We start from the raw sequence: 20,805 nt of genomic DNA, 5'->3' as shown, positions 1-20,805 counted from the left end.
CGATTAACGGGGCAAGGTGACGAAGCTGCGGACGGACGCGTCTTACGCGAACTGGCGCAGGAACCGCACGTCGCCCTCGAAGAACAGGCGCAGGTCGTTGATGCCATAGCGCAGCATCGTCAGGCGCTCGAGGCCGGAGCCGAACGCAAAGCCGATGTAGCGCTCCGGGTCCAGGCCCATGTTGCGCACCACGGTCGGGTGCACCTGGCCGGAACCGGAAATCTCCAGCCATTTGCCGTTACCGAAGGCCATGTCGATCTCGGCCGACGGCTCGGTGAACGGGAAGTACGACGGGCGGAAACGCACGTTGATGTCGTCGCGCTCGAAGAAATTGCGCAGGAAATCGGTATAGACGCCCTTGAGGTCGGCAAAGCTGATGTTGTCGGCAATCCAGAGGCCTTCGACCTGGTGGAACATCGGCGAGTGCGTGGCGTCGCTGTCGACGCGGTACGTGCGACCCGGGGCGATCACCTTGATCGGGGGGATGCGATCGAGGTGCTTGTACTTCTCGACGTGCATGCGGGCGTAGCGCACCTGCATCGGGCTGGTGTGCGTGCGCAGCAGCAGGAGCTTGTCTTCGCTGTCGCGGCCGTCGATGTAGAAGGTGTCCTGCATCGAGCGCGCCGGATGGTTGTCCGGGTTGTTCAGCGCCGTGAAGTTCATCCAGTCGGTTTCGATCTCGGGGCCGTCGGCCACATCGAAGCCGATCGAGCCGAAGATCTGGGCAACGCGCTCCCAGGTGTTCATCACCGGGTGCAGGCTGCCTTCCGCCACATCGCGGCCGGGCAGCGTCACGTCGATCGCCTCGGCGGCCAGGCGCGCGTTCATCAGCGCATCGGCCAGAGCCTGGCGACGGGCGTTCAGGGCGTCTTCAACGCGGCTCTTGGCCTGGTTGATGCGCGCGCCTTCCGATTTGCGCGTCTCCGGATCGAGCTTGCCGAGGCCCTTGAGCAAGTCGGTCAGTACGCCAGACTTGCCGAGAAAGCGTGCCTTCTCGTTTTCCAGCGAAGCGTTGTCCTCCACAGAGGCGAACGCGGTTTGGGCATCGGCGACGACTTGATCCAGATCCAGTGACATGGGAAGGCGAGCGTGAAAATTCGGGTGATTCGGAAATGCGGAATAAAAAACGGGGCTCGGTGAGAGCCCCGTCAGGGTGATCGGCCGGCAAGCTATTGGGCAATTCCAGCGGCCTGCCCGGCCAATCCAACTCAGGCGACGTTGGCTTTCACCTGGTTCACGATGGCGGCAAATGCCACCTTGTCGTGAATGGCCATGTCCGACAGCACCTTGCGGTCCAGCTCGATGGACGCCTTCTTCAGGCCGTTCATGAACTTGCTGTACGACAGACCGTGCTCGCGTGCACCAGCGTTGATACGTGCAATCCAGAGGGCGCGGAACACGCGCTTCTTGTTGCGACGATCGCGGTAGGCGTACTGGCCAGCACGCATGACCGCCTGCTTGGCGATGCGATAGACGTTATTGCGGCGGCCGCGGTAACCCTTGGCTGCGCTGATAACCTTCTTATGACGGGCCCGCGCTGTGACCCCACGTTTTACTCGAGGCATGGAATGCTCCTTTCGTAGTTAGTTAGGGTTAGGCGTACGGCATCATCGCGCGAACGGACTTCAGGTTCGTCTCATGGACGCCCTCGGTACCGCGCAGGTGACGCTTGTTCTTGGTGGTCTTCTTGGTCAGGATGTGACGCTTGAAGGCTTGGCCACGTTTGATCGTGCCACCAGGACGGGCAGTAAAGCGCTTCGAGGCGCTTTTCTTCGTCTTCATCTTCGGCATGGAACAACTCCGCTTTTGACATGAAGCCAGGTGGACGGCTGACGCCGACACTTGCAAGACCCGGACTCACTTGTTGTATCGCGGCAGGCTTTGACGCTCGCCGCGTTTTCCGACGTTTCCGTCTGGAACCTACTCAGCGCAGCCGGAATCGTCCGGCCGCCACTGCATTACTTTTTCTTCTTGGGTGCCAACATCATCACTGCCTGGCGACCTTCCATCTTCGGCATCTGCTCAACCTGAGCGAATGGCTCCAGGTCAGTCCTGATTCGCTCCAGCATGCGCATGCCAAGTTCCTGGTGAGCCATCTCACGGCCCCGGAAACGCAGGGTGACCTTGACACGATCCCCATCCTCGTCCAGAAAACGCTGAGCATTGCGGAGCTTGACATTGTAGTCACCGTCGTCAGTACCAGGACGGAATTTGACTTCCTTCACCAGGATGACCTTCTGCTTCAGCTTGGCCTCGTGAGCCTTCTTCTGCTCCGAGTACTTGAACTTGCCATAGTCCATCAGGCGGCAGACGGGCGGCTGCGCGGTCGGCGCGATCTCGACCAGGTCGACGTCCTTCTCTTCTGCCAGACGCAGTGCGTCGAACAGTTTGACGATGCCGAGCGCTTCTCCCTCAACCCCGGTCAGCCGGATTTCCGGTGCGCTGATCTCGCGGTTGATGCGGTGAGATTTCTCAGTAGCGATGTTGATGTCCTCAAAGATTCAAAAAAACAAGCCGTGCCCAGCTCATGACTTGTTGGCGAGATCGTTCTGCAGTCGCTCAACGAACGCCGACACCGGCATGGAGCCTAGATCGACGTTGCCACGGGCACGCACGGCCACCTGATTTTCATCCCGCTCTTTGTCGCCCACCACAACCTGATAGGGGACCTTCTGCACGGAATGCTCGCGGATTTTATACCCAATCTTCTCATTCCGCAAATCGACGACTGCCCTAAATCCTTGTTTTTGCAGGGATTGCGCAACGGATTGTGCGTACTCGGCGTGCGCGTCAGTGATGCTGAGCACCGCAACCTGCACCGGCGAAAGCCACATCGGCAACGCACCGGCATATTGCTCGATCAAGATACCGATAAAGCGCTCCAGGCTGCCCACGATGGCGCGGTGCAGCATGATCGGGCGGTGGCGCGCGCCATCCTCGCCAACGTACTCGGCATCCAGCCGCTCCGGCAGGTTCGGATCGACCTGCATCGTGCCGCACTGCCAGGGGCGACCAAGTGCATCCTTGAGCACATACTCGATCTTAGGGCCGTAGAACGCCCCTTCGCCCGGTAGGTATTCGAACTCGCAGCCCGAGGCGCGCAGGCCCTCGGCCAGCGCGGCCTCGGCGCGGTCCCAGCTTTCTTCGGTGCCGATGCGCTTATCCGGGCGCGTGGACAGCTTGTACTGGATGTCGGCAAAGCCGAAGTCCTTGTAGACCTTCTGCAGCAGCGTGGTGAACGCCTGCACCTCGGCCTGGATCATGTCTTCGGTGCAGAAGATATGGCCGTCGTCCTGCGTGAAGCCGCGCACGCGCATGATGCCGTGCAGGCCGCCGGAGGGCTCGTTGCGGTGGCAGGCGCCGAATTCGCCAAAGCGCAGCGGCAGATCGCGGTAGCTCTTGATGCCGTGCTTGTAGATCAGGATGTGGCCAGGGCAGTTCATCGGCTTGAGCGCGTATTCGCGCTTTTCCGATTCCGTGACGAACATGTTCTCGCGGTACTTGTCCCAGTGGCCGGTCTTTTCCCACAGCGACTTGTCGAGAATCTGCGGCCCCTTCACCTCCTGGTAGCCGTTCTCGCGATAGACGCGGCGCATGTACTGCTCGACTTCCTGCCACAGCGTCCAGCCCTTGGGGTGCCAGAACACCGTGCCCGGCGAGTGCTCGTCGATGTGGAACAGGTCGAGCTCACGGCCGAGCCTGCGGTGGTCGCGCTTCTCGGCCTCTTCCAGCATGTGCAGGTAGGCATCCTGGTCTTCCTTCTTGGCCCAGGCCGTACCGTAGATGCGCTGGAGCATCTCGTTGTTGTGGTCGCCGCGCCAGTAGGCGCCGGCCACCTTCATCAGCTTGAAGACCTTGAGCTTGCCCGTGGACGGCACGTGCGGGCCGCGGCACAGGTCGACGAAGTTGCCCTCTCGGTACAGGCCGATCTCCTGGTCTTGCGGAATCGAGGCGATGATCTCCGCCTTGTACTTCTCGCCCATGCCCTCGAACAGCTTGACGGCATCGTCGCGGCTCCAGACTTCGCGCGTGACCTTCTCGTCCTTCTTGACGAGCTCGGCCATCTTCTTCTCGATGGCGACGAGGTCTTCCGGCGTGAAGGGACGCTTGTAGGCGAAGTCATAGTAGAAGCCGTTCTCGATGACCGGGCCGATCGTGACCTGGGCGTCCGGGTACAGCTCCTTGACGGCATAGGCCAACAAGTGCGCGGTCGAGTGGCGGATCACGTCGACGCCGTCGGCGTCCCTGTCCGTGATGATGGCGAGACCGACGTCCTGCTCGATCTTGAAGCTCGTATCGACCAGTTGGCCGTCGATGCGACCGGCCAGCGCGGCCTTGGCCAGGCCGGCGCCGATGCTCTGCGCCACTTCAGCCACCGTCACCGGGCCGGGAAACTCACGCCGGGAACCGTCCGGCAGCGTAATCGCGATCATGCTTGCTCCTGTGGAGTCACCGCCGCGCGTCTTGGGGCACGCGGGCGGTCGTCATTCTGTCGTGCGCCGCGCCGCTTGGGCGTGGCAGGTTGTCGAATTGGATGCTTCGAAGCGCCTTCAGCTTGATCGCCACGCGTGACACAAAAACGCGGACGAAAAAAAACGCGGCCAAGGCCGCGTTTCCATTTGCGCTGTCTACCGCTTGGGCAGACCGCAAGGTGAAAACCACACCTTGACTACTGTCGCTCCGAAGCGGTTGTAGTTCGCGGTGCCTGAATCATGTTTTCCCCTGTGTACTTCATACGGGACAAATCCCGGGATTGCGAGGATGACGGCTTGGACATCCTACCCGACGCGCCCTGCTAAATGCGTTGGTAGGCTCGATTGGACTCGAACCAACGACCCCCACCATGTCAAGGTGGTGCTCTAACCAGCTGAGCTACGAGCCTGCCGAAAGACGAAACTATACCGTCACTTCCGCCGCGCTGTCAACACCCCCGTCACTTCTTCGATTAATGTCAGTGCACGTTGCAATTGCGTCGCTTCCGCCACCTCGGCCGTGAACTGCATCTTGGCGATGCCCTTGCTCGACACCGTACGCACACCGGTCACGTTGATCTTCTCGCGCGAGAGGATTTCCGAGATGTCGCGCAGCAAGCCCTGGCGGTCCAGTGCCTCGACGTGGATATCGACCGGATAGACCGAATCGCTGCGCTTGCCCCACTCCGTCTGGATCACGCGTCCGGGTGCGCGCGACGCCAACTGCTGGAAGGTCGCGCAGTTCTGCCGGTGGATCGACACCCCGCGCCCGCGCGTGACGAAACCGACGATCGGGTCCGGCGGCGCCGGCTTGCAGCAGCGCGACATCTGCGTGAGCAGCGAATCGACACCGACCACCAGCACACCGCTCTTGGCGCCGCGGGCCACGCTGGTGGCGCGGCTCTTCTTGGTGATCGCCGCTTCGTCGTCGACCGGCGCGGGCTGCGGTGCGCCGTCCGCCCGCAGCACGGCCTCGACGCGGCGCAGGCTCAGCTCGTCCTTGGCGACGACGGCGTACAGATCTTCCGGCGATTTGTAGCCGAGCTTGGCCGCCAGCTCTTCCAGGTTGACAGCGGTCTTGCCTTCACGCTGCAACGTCTTATCGATCAGTGCGCGGCCTTGCGCGAGCGTCTCTTCCAGCTCCAGCGCGTTGAACCACGCGCGCACCTTGGCACGCGCCCGCTGGCTCACCAGATAGTGCAGCTCGGTGTTCAGCCAATCGCGCGACGGCCCGCCCTGCTTGACGGTGACGATCTCCACCGTCTGCCCGTTCTTGAGCGGCGTATTGAGCGGCACCATCGTGCCGTCGACGCGCGCACCACGGCAGCGGTGTCCGAGATCGCTGTGCAGGTAGTAGGCAAAGTCGACCGGCGTGGCGCCCTGCGGCAGCGCGACCACGCGTGCCTGTGGCGTCAGCACGTAGATGTGGTCGTCCAGCTCGGTGTGCTTGAGCTGTTCCCACGGGGAATCCTCGTGCGCGACGGTGTGCTCGGCGTCGTCCTTCCAGGCCAGGAGCTGGCGCAGCCAGGCGATCTTCTCGTCGTAGCGCTCGCTGGCCGAGAACTGGCCGGCGTAGCCCTTGCTGCCGGCCTCCTTGTAGCGCCAGTGCGCGGCCACGCCGTACTCGGCAAAGTGGTGCATCTCGCGCGTGCGGATCTGCACCTCCAGCGCGCGGCCGTCGTCGCCAATCACCACCGTGTGCAGCGACATGTAGCCGTTGGCTTTCGGGCGCGAGATGTAGTCGTCGAATTCCTTCGGGATCGGCTGCCACATGTGGTGCACGAAGCCGAGCACGGTGTAGCAATCTTTGATGTCGTCGACGATGACGCGGAAGGCGCGCACGTCGTACAGGTCGGCAAAGTCGAGTTCCTTGCCGCGCATCTTCTTCCAGATGCTGTAGATATGCTTGGGGCGGCCGGTGACTTCCGCCTGGATGCCGGCGTCGTGCAGCGTCTTCTGCAACTGGGCGATGGCCTCGCCGATGAACTTCTCGCGCTCGATGCGCTTTTCGTCCAGCAGGCGGGCGATGCGCTTGTAGGTATCGGGCTCGTCGAAGCGGAAGCCTAGGTCTTCCAGCTCCCACTTCAGTTGCCAGATGCCGAGGCGGTTAGCCAGCGGCGCGTAGATATCGAGCGTCTCGCGCGCCATGCCCTCGGGCGCGGGGCGCTTGGTCTGTGCCAGCCAGCGCAGCGACTGCAAGCGCGACGCCAGCCGTATCAGCACCACGCGGATGTCCTGCGCGAACGCCAGCAGCATCTTGCGCAGCGCCTCGACCTGCGCGCGCCGCGCCTCGGCTTCGTTCTTGCGGGTGATGCCGGGGTCGGTCGGGCTGACCAGACCGGCGATGGCGCCAATGCGCAGCAGTTGCCGGACGTCGTGCACGAGCTTGACCACCTCGGCGCCGAACGCCGGCTCGAGCGCATGCTCGTTGTCCATGGCGAGCGTGGGCAGCAGAAATAGCGACGCTGCCTGCAATGCCGGCGTATCGACGCGCAGCCCTTCGAGAATTGTCACCGTGCCGCGCGCGTGCGACTCCAGCGACTCGCCGGTCAGCGTGAGGTTGTCGCCGGCATGGGCCGCCAGGTAGTCAAGTGCCCGCACCACCTCTGCGTGCTGCGCGCCCTGCTCTGCCGTCGTCCCGGCGCCGTTGGCGGGCTGGTCGGTCTTGCTGTTCATGGTGCGTCTTGCAAACGTGCGCCGCGTCAGCCCTTCTGCGCAGCGGTCACGACGATCTCGATGCGGTACTTCGGGTTGGCCAGCGCGGCCTCCACCGTGGCGCGCGGCGGCGAGTTCTTCGACTCGGCGGCGACCCACTGGTCCCACACGGTGTTCATCTCGCCGATCTCCGTGATGTCCTTCAGGAAGATCTGGCACATCAGGATGCGCGTCTTGTCGCTGCCATTGGCTGCCAGCACGCGGTCGATGATGGCGAGCACCTCGGCGGTCTGCTCGGCGATGCCGGCGTCCAGCGTGGTCTCCGGCACCTGGCCGGCCACGTAGACGACGCCGTTGTAGACGGCCGCGTCGGAATAGCGATGTTCGACGTTGTAACGCTTCAGTTCAGTGCTCATCTTGCAAATCGAATCGGGAAAATGGTCGTCGCGGTCATTGACCGAGGAAGAACTTGCGGGCGATCGCCACCTGGTCCGGCTGGATGAAGGTCGGCGCGTGGCCCACGTCGGGGATCTCCACCGTGCTGACCTGCTGGCCACGCTGGATCATCTCGTCGAGGGTCTCGCGCGTGAGCAGGTCGGACTGTGCGCCACGCACCACCAGCACCTCGCCGGTGTTGGCCTCAAACAGCTTCCACAGTGCGGTTTCGCCAGCGGCGATCAGCTCGGGCGTAGTGCTCTTGAACGGCTCGGCCATGCGCGGATCGTAGTGCAGGATCCATTCGCCGCCTCGCGGTTTCAGGATGGCCGTATTCAGCTCGCGCCATTGCTCGGGCGTGTGCGGCCCGAACGATGCGCTGATGGTCTTCAGGTAAGCCAGCCCTTCGTCGAAGGTCTTGAAGCGGACGTCCAGCCCCAGGTACGAGCCGATGCGCGACACGGAAGATTCCGTCACGCGCGGGCCGACGTCGTTGATCAGCATCTTGCGGATCGGCGACTTCGGCAGGCCAGCCAGGCTCATGCCGATCAGCCCGCCCATCGACGTGCCGAACCAGTCGACCGACTCCACGTTCAGCCGCGCCACCAGCGTGACCATGTCGGCCACGTACTGCGGCAGCACGTAGCCCTTCGGATCGACCAGCCAGTCGGAGCGGCCGCGGCCGACCACGTCCGGGCAGATCACGCGGTAGTCGTTGCACAGCGCCTGCGCCAGCACGTCGAAGTCACGCCCAGTGCGGGTGAGGCCGTGCACGCAGACCAGCACGCGCGGATTCTGCGGATCGCCCCACTCGTGATAAGCCATCCGGTGCAGACCGGACGGACTCAAACACTGCACGAACGCAAGGCGCGGCGAAACGGGCATGAACAACTCCTACACGTGAACGGCGGGGAGAAAACGAAGCCTGATTGTACGCCGGCCCAGGTGCGGTGCGGCAATGCAGCAGGCAATGGCATATCGCCGGAAAGAAAGGCCGGAAAGAAAAAAAGCCCCGCGCGTGCGGGGCTTCCCTCCGGAGTGAGGACCGCCCTACTGCGCGACCCAACCGCCATCCATGTTCCAGGCCACGCCGCGCACCTGCTCCGCGGCATCGCTGCACAGGAACACCGCCAGCGCACCAAGCTGGTCGGGCGTGACGAACTCGCCGGACGGCTGCTTTTCCATCAGCAGTTCCTTCTTGGCCAATAGTGCGGAGATGCCTTCCTTCTCGGCACGCGCGTCGATCTGCTTCTGCACCAGCGGTGTCAGCACCCAGCCCGGGCAGATCGCGTTGGACGTGATACCCATCTGCGCGGTCTCCAGCGCCACCGACTTGGTGAAGCCGACGATGCCGTGCTTGGCCGCCACGTACGCCGACTTCTGCGCCGAAGCCACCAGCCCATGCGCCGAGGCGATGTTGATGATCCGCCCCCAGTTCTTCTGCTTCATGCCGGGGACGGCCAGCCGCGTGGTGTGGAACGCCGAGGTCAGGTTGATGGCGATGATGGCATCCCAACGCTCGGTCGGGAAGTCCTCCACGTTGGCCACGTACTGGATGCCGGCGTTGTTCACCAGGATGTCGACGCCGCCGAATTCGGCATCGGCATAGGCGAACATCGCTTCGATCTCGGCCGGCTTGCTCATGTCGGCGCCGTGGTAGCCGACGCGGATGGCGCGCTTGCCAGCTTCAGTGATCTGAGCCTTGGGCCCCTCCACGTCGCCGAAGCCGTTCATGATGATGTTGGCGCCCTGCGCGGCCAGCGCGCAGGCGATGCCCAGACCGATCCCGCTGGTCGAGCCCGTGACTAGGGCGGTTTTTCCTTGCAGCATCGCGGTCTCCTGGTCAGATCAGGTTGACGCCAGTCTTGGCCTGGATCTCTTCGCGCGACACACCCGGCGCGGTTTCGACCAGCTTCAGGCCCTGCTCGGTCACGTCGATCACGCCGAGGTCGGTAATGATGCGGTCGACCACGCCCACGCCTGTCAGCGGCAGGGTGCACTTGGCGAGGATCTTCAGGTCTTCGGTGCCGTCCTTCTTCTTGGCGGTGTGCTCCATCAGCACGATCACGCGCTTGACGCCGGCAACGAGGTCCATCGCGCCGCCCATGCCCTTGACCATCTTGCCGGGGATCATCCAGTTGGCCAGGTCACCGTATTCGCTGACCTGCATCGCGCCAAGAATCGACAGGTTGATCTTGCCGCCGCGGATCATCGCAAAGCTCTGGTCACTGCCGAAGATCGCGCTGCCTGGCAGTGTGGTCACAGTCTGCTTGCCGGCATTGATGAGGTCGGCGTCCACCTCGTCCTCGGTGGGAAACGGGCCGATGCCGAGCATGCCGTTCTCGCTCTGCAGCCAGACTTCCTTGTCGCCGGTGTGGTTGGCCACCAGTGTCGGAATGCCAATGCCGAGGTTGACGTAGAAACCGTCTTCCAGCTCCTGGGCGGCACGTGCCGCCATCTGATCTTGCGTCCAGGCCATGTCGGTCTCCTTAGTTGGCAGCGCGCGTGGTGCGCTTTTCGATGCGCTTCTCGGGCGTGGCATTGAGCACGATGCGGTGCACGTAGATGCCGGGCAGGTGGATGTCATCCGGCGCAAGCTCGCCCACCTCGACGATCTCCTCAACCTCGACGATGCAGACCTTGCCGGCGGTCGCCGCGGCCGGATTGAAGTTGCGCGCCGTCAGGTTGAAGCGCAGATTGCCGGACTTGTCGGCCACCTGGGCCTTGACCAGCGCCACGTCGGGCACGAGCGCGCGCTCCATGACGTAGGTTTCGCCGTCGAACTCGCGCAGCTCCTTGCCCTCGGCCACTTGTGTGCCGACGCCGGTCTTGGTGAAGAACGCCGGAATGCCGGCGCCGCCGGCGCGCAGCTTCTCGGCCAGCGTCCCTTGCGGGGTGAATTCCAGCTCCAGTTCGCCGGCCAGGTACTGGCGCTCGAACTCCTTGTTCTCGCCCACGTAGGACGAGATCATCTTCTTGATCTGGCGGGTTTCCAGCAGCAGGCCCAGGCCGAACCCGTCGACGCCCGCGTTGTTGGAGATGCAGGTCAGGCCGCGCGCGCCCGAATCACGCAGCGCACCGATCAGCGCCTCGGGAATGCCGCACAGGCCGAAGCCGCCCACGGCGATGGTCTGGCCGTCCTGGACGACGCCCGCGAGCGCCTCTTTGGCGCTGGGGTAGATTTTGTTCATGCGTGCTCCTTCCTTGGTGGTCCAACGAATCCGGCAGGGTTTTGACCGGTCGCACAGGCAGAATATGTGCGGCGCGGCGCCAGAAAATTGTAACGGTACAATCCGGCGAGAATACGCAAGCGTCACGCAACGCAGCAATACGTACGACTACATAAGGCCTCAACCTAATCGCAAACCGCCATGCCCGCACTCGATTACCAGACCGCTTTCCAGCTCGCCCCGGTCGGCATGGTGATGTCCCGTGAGCGCGTCATGCTCGATTGCAATGACGAGGCCGCCCGCATCTTCGGCCATCCGCGCACGGCGATGATCGGGCAATCGTTTGAGCTGCTCTATCCGACACACGACGAGTACGAACGCACCGGCGCGCGCATCGTCCCCATCATGAACGCACGCGGCAGCTATTCGGACGAGCGCATCATGAAGCGCGCAAACGGTGAACTCTTCTGGTGCCACGTCACTGGCCGGGCACTGGAGCGCACCAAGCCGCTGGGCGAAGGCATCTGGACGTTCGAGGATTTGTCGGCGCACCGGCCGGTGACGGCGGCGCTCACGCCGCGCGAACGCGACATCGCCGCACAGCTGGTGGAAGGCAAGACCAGCAAGCAGATCGGCAAGCAGCTGGAGATCAGCCCGCGCACGGTGGAAATCTACCGCGCGCGGCTGATGAAGAAGTACGCCGCCGGCACCTCGCTGGAACTGGTGCAGCGGCTGATGGGGCATTGAGGACCGCCCCGCTCCGTCAAACCATCCCGTCGTCGGCGTTGATGACGGCGCCGTTGATGAAGTCCGACTGATCGGACGCCAGCAGCAAGATCAGCCCATCCAGGTCTTCTGGCTTGCCGACGCGCTTGCGCGGCAGCATCTGCACGAGCTTCTGGCCGGCTTCGGTTTCCCAGTGGTGGTGATTGATTTCGGTATCGATATAGCCTGGGCAGATGGCGTTGGTGTTGATGCCGTGACGGCCCCACTCCAGCGCCATGGCTCGCGTCATGTGCACCACGGCCGCCTTGCTCATGCAGTACACGCCGATCTGCGACAGCACCTTCAGACCCGCCACCGAGGCGATGTTGATGATGCGCGACTGCGGCAGCGGTGAGCCGTTCTTCTCCGCGCCCTTGGCCCGCGCAATCATGCGCTTGGCGGTTTCCTGCGCCACGAAGAAGGCGCCGCGCGTGTTGGTGTCGAAGACGAAATCGAAGTCGTCCGGCGTGACGTCCACCATGCGCTGCGTGGTCGAGACGCCCGAGTTGTTGACGAGGATATCGATGGTGCCGGCCTCAGTCTCGGCATGGGCGATGGCGGCGCGGATGCTGTCCGGGTCCGTCACGTCCAGGCGCACGACGTGGGCGCTGCCGCCCTTCGATTCGATATCGGCGCGCAGCTCCTTCAAGCGCTCGACGCGGCGCGAAGCCAGCACGACCTTGGCGCCGGCAGCCGCAAGCGTATGCGCAAAACGCGCCCCGAGGCCGCTGGATGCGCCGGTGATCAGCGCGACCTTGCCTTCCAGATTGATCGACAAACCCATGATGCTTCGTCCCAGTATGTTGGTGTAGCGTGCACCGGCCCGCTTGAGCGCAGGTCTGGCACGCGGCATGTGACGGAGGGGCAGCTTAGCAAAAAATCGAACGACCGTTCAAAAATTCCACTTGCCGCAATCGGGCGCCTCCCCGACAATGCCGAAAATTCTAATGCAGCAATCCGCCATACCAATAAGCAAACGCCCTACAAGCGAAGAGACATTTATGAACCAGCAGCAGCTCCTCGAACAGTACGGTCCCCGTGAATCCATGGAGTATGACGTCGTGATCGTCGGCGGCGGGCCGGCGGGCCTGGCGACGGCGATCCGCATCAAGCAGCGCGCGGCCGAGACCGGCAAGGACGTCTCCGTCGTCGTGCTGGAAAAGGGCTCCGAGCCGGGCGCGCACATCCTGTCGGGCGCCGTGATGGACCCGCGTGCGATCGACGAGCTGCTGCCCAACTGGAAGCAAGACGGCGCCCCGCTCAACCAGCTCGTCACCGGCGACGACGTGCTGTTCCTGAGCGAAACCGGCGTCAAGCGCACGCCCGACTGGCTGGTGCCGCGCAACTTCCATAACCACGGCTGCTACGTCATCTCGCTGTCCAACGTCGTCAAATGGATGGCGACGCAGGCCGAAGCGCTGGGCGTGGAAATCTTCCCGGGCTTTGCCGCCGCCGAGGTGCTGTACGACAAGGATGACGCAGGAAACCCGGGCGCGGTGCGCGGCGTCGCCACCGGCAACATGGGCATCGGCAAGGACGGCGAGCCGACTGAGAACTTCCAGCTCGGCATGGAGCTGCTGGGCAAGTACACCATCTTCGCCGAAGGCGCGCGCGGCCACCTGGGCCGCCAACTGCTCGACCAGTTCAAGCTCAACGCCGGCAAGGACCCGCAGACCTTCGCCATCGGCATCAAGGAACTGTGGGAAATCGACCCAGCCAAGGCCAAGCCCGGCCTGGTGGTCCACACGGCCGGCTGGCCGATGCAGGACGACACCTTCGGCGGCGGCTTCCTGTATCACCTGGAAGACAACAAGGTCACGCTCGGTTTCGTCATCGGTCTCGACTACAAGAACCCTTGGCTGAGCCCGTTCGAGGAGATGCAGCGCTGGAAGACCCACCCGGCCATCCGCGCGCACATCGAAGGCGGCAAGCGTATCGGCTACGGTGCCCGCGCCATCAACAACGGCACGCCGCAGGCGCTGCCCAAGACGGTGTTCCCGGGCGGCGCGCTGGTGGGCTGCGACGCCGGCTACCTGAACGCCGCACGCATCAAGGGCAGCCATGCGGCCATCAAGAGCGGCATGATGTGCGGTGACGCGGTGTTCGACGCCGTGACCGCCGGCCGCGCTGCCGACGAACTGACCGCCTACCCCGCCGCCTTCGAGCAGAGCTGGCTGAAGGAAGAACTGGACCAGTCGCGCAACTTCAAGCTGTGGTTCAAGAAGAGCCCGACGCTGGGCAAGATCATGACCGGCATCGAGCAATGGCTGCTGCCCAAGGTCGGCGTGAAGAACCCGCCCTGGACGCTGCACGGCACGAAGCCGGACAACGTCTCGCTCAAGCCGGCAGCCGACTGCACCAAGATCGAGTATCCGAAGCCGGACGGCAAGCTGACCTTCGACCGCCTCTCGTCGGTGTTCATCTCGAACACCAACCACGAAGAAAACCAGCCGGCCCACCTGACGCTGAAGGACCCGACCGTCCCCGTACGCATCAACTGGATGCAGTTTGCAGGCCCGGAATCGCGCTACTGCCCGGCCGGCGTGTACGAGTTCGTCAAGAGCGACGATGGTGCCGAACGCCTGCAGATCAACGCGCAGAACTGCGTGCACTGCAAGACCTGCGACATCAAGGACCCGACGCAGAACATCGTATGGGTCACGCCGGAAGGTGGCGGCGGGCCGAACTACGTCGGCATGTGATCGGCGAGCGACCAACAAAAAAGACGGCTTGGAGCCGTCTTTTTTGTTGCCTGCGCGGATCGCGCAGTTGGCGAAATTACGACGTTTTCGCCGCAATCGCCGGCGTCGCCACCGACACGTCGCCGCATTGCGCGCGGTGGCGCAGCGCGTGGTCGATCAGCACCAGCGCCAGCAGCGCCTCGGCGATCGGCGTGGCGCGGATACCGACGCACGGGTCGTGGCGACCGAAGGTCTCCACCATGGCCGGATCGCCCGCCTTGTCGATCGAGCGGCGCGGCGTGCGGATGCTCGAGGTCGGCTTGATCGCCAGCGACGCGGAGATGTCTTGCCCCGTCGAGATGCCGCCCAGGATGCCGCCGGCGTTGTTGCCGACGAAGCCCTCCGGCGTCAGCTCATCACCGTGCTCCGAACCACGCTGGACAACCGCGTGGAAACCCGCGCCGATCTCCACGCCCTTCACCGCATTCAGGCCCATCATCGCGTGGGCGATGTCGGCGTCCAGGCGGTCGAACAGCGGCTCGCCCCAGCCGACCGGCACGCCAGTGGCCACCACTTCGATGCGCGCGCCGACGGAATCGCCATCCTTGCGCAACGCATCCATGTAGGTTTCCAGCTCGGGGACGATCTCGGCATTGGGCGCGAAGAACGGGTTGTTCGGTACCTCGTTCCAGTCGATGAACGGGATCTGGATCTCGCCGAGCTGCGACATGAAACCGTGGATTTCCACGCCAAACTTTTCACGCAGCCACTTCTTGGCCACCGCGCCTGCGGCCACCACCGGTGCCGTCAACCGTGCCGACGAACGGCCGCCGCCACGCGGATCGCGGATGCCGTACTTGTGCCAGTAGGTGTAGTCGGCGTGGCCCGGGCGGAAAGTCTCGGCGATGTTGCTGTAGTCCTTGCTGCGCTGGTCGGTGTTGCGGATCAGCAGGCAGATGGGCGTGCCGGTGGTCTTGCCCTCGTACACGCCGGAGAGGATCTCGACCAGGTCCTCTTCCTTGCGCTGCGTGACATGGCGCGAGGTGCCGGGCTTGCGGCGATCCAGGTCGGGCTGGATGTCTTCAGCAGAGAGCGTCATGCCCGGCGGGCAGCCGTCGATGACCGCGCCGATGGCCGGGCCATGCGACTCGCCGAAGGTGGTGACGGAAAACAGCAGGCCCAGGGTATTGCCAGACATGATCGTGCTCGGGAAAGTGCCGCCAGGCCGGCGGCACGGGACATCGGGGGAAACCGCTATTGTATCGCCAGGCGATCCGCCGGATCAGCCACCGATGCCGAGCAGCTCGACCTCGAAGTTCAGGGTGGCGTTGGGCGGAATCGTGCCGGGCACGCCCTGCGGGCCGTAAGCAGTAGCCGCCGGGCAGGTCAGCTTGGCCTTGCCGCCTACCTGCATCTTCTGCACGCCTTCGGTCCAGCACGGGATCACGCGGTTCAGCGGGAACGAAATCGGCTGGCCGCGCTTGTACGAGCTGTCGAACTCCTTGCCATCGGTGAGCGTGCCGCGATAGTGCACTTTGACCGAATCGGTGGCCTTGGGCGACGGGCCCGTGCCCTTGGTCAGGTGCTGGACAACCACGCCCGAGGGCAAGGTTTCAGTCTGCGCCGCTGCGGATGCCGGAGCGGTATAGGCAGCGACGGTCAACGAGGTGGTGCACAGCAGCAGGGAAATGCGTTTCATGGTTGGATGCGAGAAGAGTTGATCAGGGTATCGGACAACAAGCCAATCGGCAGTGTATCGGACTCAACCGGCGCCTAGCGCCATTCGCCGCGCAGGGCCAGCACGGCCTGCTGGAGCCCCTCAGGCGACACCGACTGCGCCGGCACCGGCGCGCCGATGCACAGCTCCAGCTTGTTGAGGAAGCCGCGACGGAACGGGCGCGTCATCGCCGCCCCGCCCTGGCGCGAGAAGAAGCTGCCCCACAGCCCGCGCAGCGCCATCGGCACCACCGGCACCGGGGTGCGCTCGACGATGCGGCGCACGCCTTCCTTGAACGGGTTCATCTCGCCGGTGGCCGTGATCTTGCCCTCGGGGAAGATGCAGACCACCTCGCCTTCGGCCAGCGCGGCGGCGATGGTGTCATAGGCGCGCGTGAGCATCTCCGGGTCCTCATGCATCGACGCAATGGGAATCGCCTTGACCGTGCGGAAGAACCACGACAGCACCGGCACCTTGAAGATCCGGTGGTCCATCACAAAGCGCACCGGGCGGCGCACGAAGGCGCCCACCACCACCGCGTCGACAAAACTCACGTGGTTGCACACCAGCAGGCACGGGCCCTCGTCGGGAATCTGGTCGGCGCCCTCCACCCTCACACGGTAGACGGTATGGAGCAGCAACCACATCACGAAGCGGATCAGGAATTCCGGCACCAGCGTGTAGATGTAGATCGCCACCACCGCGTTGAGGATGCCCGTAACCAGGAACAGCTGCGGGATCGTGAAGCCGGCATGCGTCAGAACCATCGCCAGCACCGACGAGCCAATCATGAAAAGCGCATTGAGGATGTTGTTGGCCGCAATGATGCGCGCGCGGTGCGTCGGCTCGCAGCGGCTCTGGATCATCGCGTACAGCGGCACGCTGTAGAAGCCGCCGAACATCGCCAGCAGGAACAGATCGGCCAGCACGCGCCAGTGGCGATGGTTCTGCAGGAAGCCGCCGATGCCCGTCAGCACATCGTGCGCGACCAATGCCTCCGCGTGCGAGGCGAAGTACAGATCGACGGCGAACACCGTCATGCCAATCGAGCCGAACGGCACCAGGCCGATCTCCACCTGCCGTCCCGAGAGTTTTTCGCACAGCACCGAGCCCAGCCCGATGCCGATCGAGAACACCGCCAGCAGCAGCGTGACCACGTTCTGGTCGCCGCCAAGCACGTTGCGCGCAAAGGCAAAGAACGACGTGAGGAAGGTCGCGCCGACGAACCACAGCCACGAGATGCCCAGCAGGCTCAGGAACACCGCACGCTGGTTGCTCGCGAGCTTCAGGTTGCGCCAGGTCTCGGAGATCGGGTTCCAATTGATGCGCAGATCCGGCTGCGAGGCTGGCGACACCGGCACGCCGCGCGCCGTCAGCCAGCCGGATACGGCAATCACGATGCAGGCAATTCCGGTCAGCGTCGGCCCGATCAGTTCATCGCCGCGCGTGAGATTGGCCAGCTCGCCGCCGCCGATGGTGCCGATCAGGATGGCGACGAAGGTGCCCATCTCCACCATGCCATTGCCGCCCACCAGTTCGGATGACTGCAGATGCTGCGGCAGGTAAGCGTACTTGACCGGCCCGAACAGCGTCGAATGCACGCCCATCAGGAAGGTGCCAAGATAGAGCAGCTCGACGCGGTGCAGGGCAAACCCCGCACAGCCGATCACCATGATGCCGATCTCCAGCGTCTTCACCAGGCGGATCAGCCGGGCCTTGTCCATGCGGTCGGCAATCTGGCCGCTGGTGGCCGACAGCAGCACGAACGGCGCAATGAAGATGGCCGAGATGAGGAATGCCGCCGACGCCGGGTCCGCATTGCCAAACAGTGCGGCGTGGTAGGTGACCAGCGAGGAGAACGCGACCTTGAATACGTTGTCGTTCATGGCCCCCAGGAACTGGGTCCAGAAGAACGGGGCAAAGCGGCGTTGCTTCAGCAGGGAAAACTGGCTCGATTGGCTCATCGACGGAGATGTTCGGGGTTCAACAAAAAACCCGCTCGCAACGGCGGGCGGGTTTCAGGGCAGCGGTGAAGACGTGATGCGGATCAGTCTTCGTTGGCCTTCTCTTCCGGCCAGTCGCGGATGTAGGCCTTGAGCATCTTGTTCTCGAAGTTCTGCTCCTCGAACACGGCGCGGGCGACGTCGTAGAACGAGATCACGCCCATCAGCGTGCGGTTGTCGAGCACCGGCAGGTAGCGGGCATGGCGCTCCAGCATCATGCGGCGCACTTCGTTCACGTCAGTTTCCGGCGTGCAGGTAAGCGGGTGGTCATCCATCACCTTGCGGATGGTGGTGCCTTCGCCCACCGAGCCGCGGTGCTTGGCGAGCACCTGGATGACTTCACGGAAGGTCAGCATGCCGACCAGTTCGCCGTATTCCATCACCACCAGCGAGCCGATGTCATATTCGGCCATCGTCTGCACCGCCACCTGGAGTTTGGTTTCCGGGGCCACGGTGTAGAGCGTGTTGCCCTTCACGTGAAGGATGTCGCTGACTTTCATGTTGCGTCTCCCAGGTCGGGGTGCCGGTCGGCCGGGGCGGCGACCGCGCGCGGGTTGTGGTTATGGTTGTGTTTCGATCCTAGCCCAAACCGATGGGCTTCGACAAGCACGCGGCGCAGAAAAATAGCGTCAAAAACCGCGCCCGCTCGGCGTTTGCCCGGAATGCACCGCAACAGGGAGCGGTGCTAGCATGCGCCGTCTCCATCCGACTTCGGTGCTTGAAACCATGTCCAAAGCCCGCTTCGATACGCTGGCGCTGCATGCCGGTGCCGCGCCCGACCCGGCCACCGGCGCGCGCGCCACGCCCATCCACCTCACCACGTCGTTCGTCTTCCGCGACAGCGAACACGCCGCCTCGCTGTTCAACATGGAGCGCGCGGGCCACGTTTATTCGCGCATCTCCAACCCGACCGTCGCCGTGTTTGAAGAGCGCATGGCCTCGCTGGAAAACGGCGTCGGGGCGATCGCCACGGCCTCGGGCCAAGCCGCGCTGCACCTGGCCATCGTCACGTTGATGGGCGCCGGCTCGCACATCGTCGCATCCTCTGCGCTGTATGGCGGCTCACACAATCTGCTGCACTACACGCTGCGCCGTTTCGGCATCGAGACGACCTTCGTCAAGCCCGGCGACATTGACGGTTGGCGTGCGGCCATTCGTCCGAATACGCGGCTGCTGTTTGGCGAGACGCTCGGCAACCCGGGGCTCGACGTGCTCGACATCCCGACCGTGGCGTCGATCGCGCATGACGCGGGCGTGCCGCTGCTGGTCGATTCGACCTTCACCACGCCGTGGCTGTTGCAGCCGTTCGCGCTTGGCGCCGACCTGCTCTACCACTCCGCCACCAAGTTTCTCGGCGGGCATGGCACCACCATCGGCGGCGTGCTGGTGGATGGCGGCACCTTCGACTACGTGGCCGGCGGCAAGCACCCCGAGCTGACCGAGCCCTACCCGGGCTTCCACGACATGGTGTTTGCCGAGGAAAGCACCGTCGCGCCCTTTCTGCTGCGCGCCCGCCGCGAGGGCCTGCGCGACTTCGGCGCCTGCATGAACCCGATGGCGGCATGGCAATTGCTGCAGGGCATCGAAACGCTACCGCTGCGCATGGCGCGACATGTCGAGAACACCCGCCGCATCGTCGCCTTCCTGGCCAGCCAACCGATGGTGGCATCGGTGGCCTACCCCGAGCTGGAATCGCACCCCGACCACGCCCTGGCCAAGCGCCTGCTGCCGCGCGGCTGCGGCGCCGTGTTCAGCTTCGACCTGCGCGGCGACCGGCGCGCCGGCCAGCAATTCATCGAATCGCTCGGCCTGTTCTCGCACTTGGCCAACGTGGGCGATGCACGCTCGCTGGTCATCCACCCGGCGTCGACCACGCACTTCCGCATGGACGCCACCGCGCTGGCCGCCGCCGGCATCGGCGAAGGCACGATCCGCCTGTCGATCGGTCTGGAAGATGCCGACGACCTGATCGACGATCTCAAGCGCGGTCTGAAGGCTGCTGAACGTGCCATGTCGGCCTCATCTGGCGCATCCGCCGGCAAGACCGCACCCAACGCAACCGGAGCTCGCTGATGGAATGGACCGTACAAGGCCAGCGTGCCTACGCCTACACCGGCGGCAAACCGTTTGACTCGGCGCTGCCGTGCGTCGTCTTCGTGCATGGCGCGCAGAACGATCATTCCGTGTGGGGCCTGCAGACGCGCTGGTTTGCACACCATGGCTTTAGCGTGCTGGCGGTCGACCTGCCCGCGCACGGCCGCAGCGGCGGCGCGCCCCTGCAAACCGTCGAGGCAATGGCCGACTGGGTCATGGCGCTCGTGCAGGCGGCAGGCGTCACGCAGCCGGTGATGGTGGTCGGGCACAGCATGGGCTCGCTGATTGCGCTGGAATGCGCCTCGCGCTACGCCGATCGCGTGCGCCGCATCGCGCTGGTAGCAACCGCCTGGCCGATGAAGGTGTCGGATGCGTTGCTCGATGCCGCGTTGAACAACACACCGGCGGCCATCGACATGGTCAACATCTGGTCGCACTCCAGCCTCGCCAACAAACCCTCTGCGCCCGGCCCGGGTTTCTGGATGCATGGCGGCAGCCAGCGGCTGATGGAGCGTGTGGCACGCGGCTCGGAGGCACCGGTATTCCATACGGATTTCTCCGCCTGCAACGCCTATGCACGCGGCGCGGAAGCGATGGCGGCGGTGCAGTGCCCATCACTCGTGATCGTCGGTGAGAAAGACCAGATGACACCGGCCAAGGTCGGCCGGCAGGTCGCCGCCGGGATCGCCGGCAGCCGCGTGGTCGCCCTGCCCTGTGGGCATGCCGTCATGGGAGAATGTCCGGATGGCACGCTCGATGCGCTGATCGCCTTCGCGCGCGAGCGCGAGCCTGTCACCGCGTAGGCGTTCCGCA

At 64.3% G+C, this 20,805-nt stretch carries 20 protein-coding genes and 1 tRNA gene; 4 read left to right on the top strand and 17 right to left on the bottom strand.

Annotation, left to right across the window (positions count from 1 at the left end; all coding sequences use genetic code 11):
* Nucleotides 1-42: 42 nt before the first annotated feature.
* The 12 genes from pheS to QZ609_RS02425 form a co-directional block, all read right to left on the bottom strand.
* Nucleotides 43-1,077 (bottom strand): phenylalanine--tRNA ligase subunit alpha, encoded by a 1,035-nt coding sequence (gene pheS / locus QZ609_RS02480; protein ID WP_295490610.1) that lies wholly within the window; start codon nucleotides 1,075-1,077, stop codon nucleotides 43-45.
* Between the two features lie 131 nt (nucleotides 1,078-1,208).
* The gene (rplT, locus tag QZ609_RS02475; protein ID WP_295490608.1) at nucleotides 1,209-1,565 is read right to left on the bottom strand and encodes a 50S ribosomal protein L20; all 357 of its coding nucleotides are present in this window, start codon (nucleotides 1,563-1,565) and stop codon (nucleotides 1,209-1,211) included.
* Nucleotides 1,566-1,593: 28 nt separating this feature from the next.
* A complete protein-coding gene (rpmI, locus tag QZ609_RS02470) occupies nucleotides 1,594-1,791 on the bottom strand; it encodes a 50S ribosomal protein L35 (protein ID WP_004636003.1) in 198 nt (65 codons plus the stop codon).
* A gap of 167 nt (nucleotides 1,792-1,958) precedes the next feature.
* A complete protein-coding gene (gene infC / locus QZ609_RS02465; protein ID WP_295490676.1) occupies nucleotides 1,959-2,501 on the bottom strand; it encodes a translation initiation factor IF-3 in 543 nt (180 codons plus the stop codon).
* Nucleotides 2,502-2,525: 24 nt separating this feature from the next.
* On the bottom strand, nucleotides 2,526-4,433 hold the full coding sequence (gene thrS, locus QZ609_RS02460) for a threonine--tRNA ligase (RefSeq protein WP_295490597.1): 1,908 nt from the start codon (nucleotides 4,431-4,433) through the stop codon (nucleotides 2,526-2,528).
* 372 nt (nucleotides 4,434-4,805) lie between these two features.
* Nucleotides 4,806-4,882, bottom strand: a tRNA-Val gene (locus QZ609_RS02455).
* Between the two features lie 22 nt (nucleotides 4,883-4,904).
* Nucleotides 4,905-7,148, bottom strand: coding sequence for a bifunctional (p)ppGpp synthetase/guanosine-3',5'-bis(diphosphate) 3'-pyrophosphohydrolase (locus QZ609_RS02450; protein ID WP_295490594.1), 2,244 nt, complete (start codon nucleotides 7,146-7,148; stop codon nucleotides 4,905-4,907).
* A gap of 26 nt (nucleotides 7,149-7,174) precedes the next feature.
* The gene (locus QZ609_RS02445; protein WP_295490592.1) at nucleotides 7,175-7,543 is read right to left on the bottom strand and encodes a RidA family protein; all 369 of its coding nucleotides are present in this window, start codon (nucleotides 7,541-7,543) and stop codon (nucleotides 7,175-7,177) included.
* A 34-nt stretch (nucleotides 7,544-7,577) separates the two neighbouring features.
* Nucleotides 7,578-8,447: an alpha/beta hydrolase gene (locus tag QZ609_RS02440; protein WP_295490590.1), complete on the bottom strand. Its 870-nt coding sequence runs from the start codon at nucleotides 8,445-8,447 to the stop codon at nucleotides 7,578-7,580.
* A gap of 165 nt (nucleotides 8,448-8,612) precedes the next feature.
* Nucleotides 8,613-9,392, bottom strand: a complete 780-nt coding sequence (locus QZ609_RS02435) for a 3-hydroxybutyrate dehydrogenase (RefSeq protein WP_295490588.1) — start codon at nucleotides 9,390-9,392, stop codon at nucleotides 8,613-8,615.
* A 13-nt stretch (nucleotides 9,393-9,405) separates the two neighbouring features.
* Nucleotides 9,406-10,041, bottom strand: a complete 636-nt coding sequence (locus QZ609_RS02430; protein ID WP_295490587.1) for a CoA transferase subunit B — start codon at nucleotides 10,039-10,041, stop codon at nucleotides 9,406-9,408.
* Nucleotides 10,042-10,051: 10 nt separating this feature from the next.
* The gene (locus tag QZ609_RS02425) at nucleotides 10,052-10,753 is read right to left on the bottom strand and encodes a CoA transferase subunit A (RefSeq protein ID WP_295490584.1); all 702 of its coding nucleotides are present in this window, start codon (nucleotides 10,751-10,753) and stop codon (nucleotides 10,052-10,054) included.
* 180 nt (nucleotides 10,754-10,933) lie between these two features.
* Between QZ609_RS02425 and QZ609_RS02420 the strand changes: the two genes are divergently transcribed.
* Nucleotides 10,934-11,479 (top strand): LuxR C-terminal-related transcriptional regulator, encoded by a 546-nt coding sequence (locus QZ609_RS02420; protein WP_295490581.1) that lies wholly within the window; start codon nucleotides 10,934-10,936, stop codon nucleotides 11,477-11,479.
* 16 nt (nucleotides 11,480-11,495) lie between these two features.
* On the opposite strand, the gene QZ609_RS02415 is transcribed toward QZ609_RS02420, so the two are convergent.
* A complete protein-coding gene (locus tag QZ609_RS02415) occupies nucleotides 11,496-12,281 on the bottom strand; it encodes an SDR family oxidoreductase (RefSeq protein WP_295490578.1) in 786 nt (261 codons plus the stop codon).
* A gap of 217 nt (nucleotides 12,282-12,498) precedes the next feature.
* Here QZ609_RS02415 and QZ609_RS02410 point away from each other — a divergent pair, with 217 nt between their 5' ends.
* The gene (locus QZ609_RS02410; RefSeq protein WP_295490575.1) at nucleotides 12,499-14,199 is read left to right on the top strand and encodes an electron transfer flavoprotein-ubiquinone oxidoreductase; all 1,701 of its coding nucleotides are present in this window, start codon (nucleotides 12,499-12,501) and stop codon (nucleotides 14,197-14,199) included.
* Nucleotides 14,200-14,275: 76 nt separating this feature from the next.
* On the opposite strand, the gene aroC is transcribed toward QZ609_RS02410, so the two are convergent.
* From aroC to QZ609_RS02390, 4 genes are all read right to left on the bottom strand, one after another.
* Nucleotides 14,276-15,376 carry a chorismate synthase gene (gene aroC / locus QZ609_RS02405; RefSeq protein ID WP_295490572.1) on the bottom strand — a complete coding sequence of 367 codons (1,101 nt, stop codon included), beginning with the start codon at nucleotides 15,374-15,376 and terminating at the stop codon, nucleotides 14,276-14,278.
* A gap of 84 nt (nucleotides 15,377-15,460) precedes the next feature.
* Nucleotides 15,461-15,877, bottom strand: coding sequence for an FKBP-type peptidyl-prolyl cis-trans isomerase (locus QZ609_RS02400; RefSeq protein ID WP_295490570.1), 417 nt, complete (start codon nucleotides 15,875-15,877; stop codon nucleotides 15,461-15,463).
* Nucleotides 15,878-15,951: 74 nt separating this feature from the next.
* Nucleotides 15,952-17,859 (bottom strand): MFS transporter, encoded by a 1,908-nt coding sequence (locus QZ609_RS02395; protein WP_295490568.1) that lies wholly within the window; start codon nucleotides 17,857-17,859, stop codon nucleotides 15,952-15,954.
* 83 nt (nucleotides 17,860-17,942) lie between these two features.
* The gene (locus tag QZ609_RS02390) at nucleotides 17,943-18,398 is read right to left on the bottom strand and encodes a CBS domain-containing protein (RefSeq protein WP_295490566.1); all 456 of its coding nucleotides are present in this window, start codon (nucleotides 18,396-18,398) and stop codon (nucleotides 17,943-17,945) included.
* Nucleotides 18,399-18,624: 226 nt separating this feature from the next.
* Here QZ609_RS02390 and QZ609_RS02385 point away from each other — a divergent pair, with 226 nt between their 5' ends.
* The gene (locus QZ609_RS02385; protein ID WP_295490564.1) at nucleotides 18,625-19,971 is read left to right on the top strand and encodes an O-acetylhomoserine aminocarboxypropyltransferase; all 1,347 of its coding nucleotides are present in this window, start codon (nucleotides 18,625-18,627) and stop codon (nucleotides 19,969-19,971) included.
* Nucleotides 19,971-20,795, top strand: coding sequence for an alpha/beta hydrolase (locus tag QZ609_RS02380; RefSeq protein WP_295490561.1), 825 nt, complete (start codon nucleotides 19,971-19,973; stop codon nucleotides 20,793-20,795). The genes QZ609_RS02385 and QZ609_RS02380 overlap by 1 nt, the downstream gene beginning before the upstream one ends.
* Nucleotides 20,796-20,805 lie beyond the last annotated feature (10 nt).

This window comes from uncultured Ralstonia sp. (assembly GCA_913056305.1).
Classification (GTDB): domain Bacteria; phylum Pseudomonadota; class Gammaproteobacteria; order Burkholderiales; family Burkholderiaceae; genus Ralstonia.
This window is presented reverse-complemented; position numbering and strand designations above follow the sequence as displayed.

Coding starts and splice junctions, on each gene's coding strand:
- QZ609_RS02410 (WP_295490575.1), top strand. CDS start 12,499: ATGAACCAGCAGCAGCTCCTCGAACAGTACGGTCCCCGTGAATCCATG.
- pheS (WP_295490610.1), bottom strand. CDS start 1,077: ATGTCACTGGATCTGGATCAAGTCGTCGCCGATGCCCAAACCGCGTTC.
- aroC (WP_295490572.1), bottom strand. CDS start 15,376: ATGTCTGGCAATACCCTGGGCCTGCTGTTTTCCGTCACCACCTTCGGC.
- rplT (WP_295490608.1), bottom strand. CDS start 1,565: ATGCCTCGAGTAAAACGTGGGGTCACAGCGCGGGCCCGTCATAAGAAG.
- QZ609_RS02445 (WP_295490592.1), bottom strand. CDS start 7,543: ATGAGCACTGAACTGAAGCGTTACAACGTCGAACATCGCTATTCCGAC.
- QZ609_RS02450 (WP_295490594.1), bottom strand. CDS start 7,148: ATGAACAGCAAGACCGACCAGCCCGCCAACGGCGCCGGGACGACGGCA.
- QZ609_RS02385 (WP_295490564.1), top strand. CDS start 18,625: ATGTCCAAAGCCCGCTTCGATACGCTGGCGCTGCATGCCGGTGCCGCG.
- QZ609_RS02435 (WP_295490588.1), bottom strand. CDS start 9,392: ATGCTGCAAGGAAAAACCGCCCTAGTCACGGGCTCGACCAGCGGGATC.
- QZ609_RS02430 (WP_295490587.1), bottom strand. CDS start 10,041: ATGGCCTGGACGCAAGATCAGATGGCGGCACGTGCCGCCCAGGAGCTG.
- QZ609_RS02425 (WP_295490584.1), bottom strand. CDS start 10,753: ATGAACAAAATCTACCCCAGCGCCAAAGAGGCGCTCGCGGGCGTCGTC.
- thrS (WP_295490597.1), bottom strand. CDS start 4,433: ATGATCGCGATTACGCTGCCGGACGGTTCCCGGCGTGAGTTTCCCGGC.
- QZ609_RS02395 (WP_295490568.1), bottom strand. CDS start 17,859: ATGAGCCAATCGAGCCAGTTTTCCCTGCTGAAGCAACGCCGCTTTGCC.
- QZ609_RS02420 (WP_295490581.1), top strand. CDS start 10,934: ATGCCCGCACTCGATTACCAGACCGCTTTCCAGCTCGCCCCGGTCGGC.
- QZ609_RS02380 (WP_295490561.1), top strand. CDS start 19,971: ATGGAATGGACCGTACAAGGCCAGCGTGCCTACGCCTACACCGGCGGC.
- QZ609_RS02415 (WP_295490578.1), bottom strand. CDS start 12,281: ATGGGTTTGTCGATCAATCTGGAAGGCAAGGTCGCGCTGATCACCGGC.
- QZ609_RS02400 (WP_295490570.1), bottom strand. CDS start 15,877: ATGAAACGCATTTCCCTGCTGCTGTGCACCACCTCGTTGACCGTCGCT.
- rpmI (WP_004636003.1), bottom strand. CDS start 1,791: ATGCCGAAGATGAAGACGAAGAAAAGCGCCTCGAAGCGCTTTACTGCC.
- QZ609_RS02390 (WP_295490566.1), bottom strand. CDS start 18,398: ATGAAAGTCAGCGACATCCTTCACGTGAAGGGCAACACGCTCTACACC.
- QZ609_RS02440 (WP_295490590.1), bottom strand. CDS start 8,447: ATGCCCGTTTCGCCGCGCCTTGCGTTCGTGCAGTGTTTGAGTCCGTCC.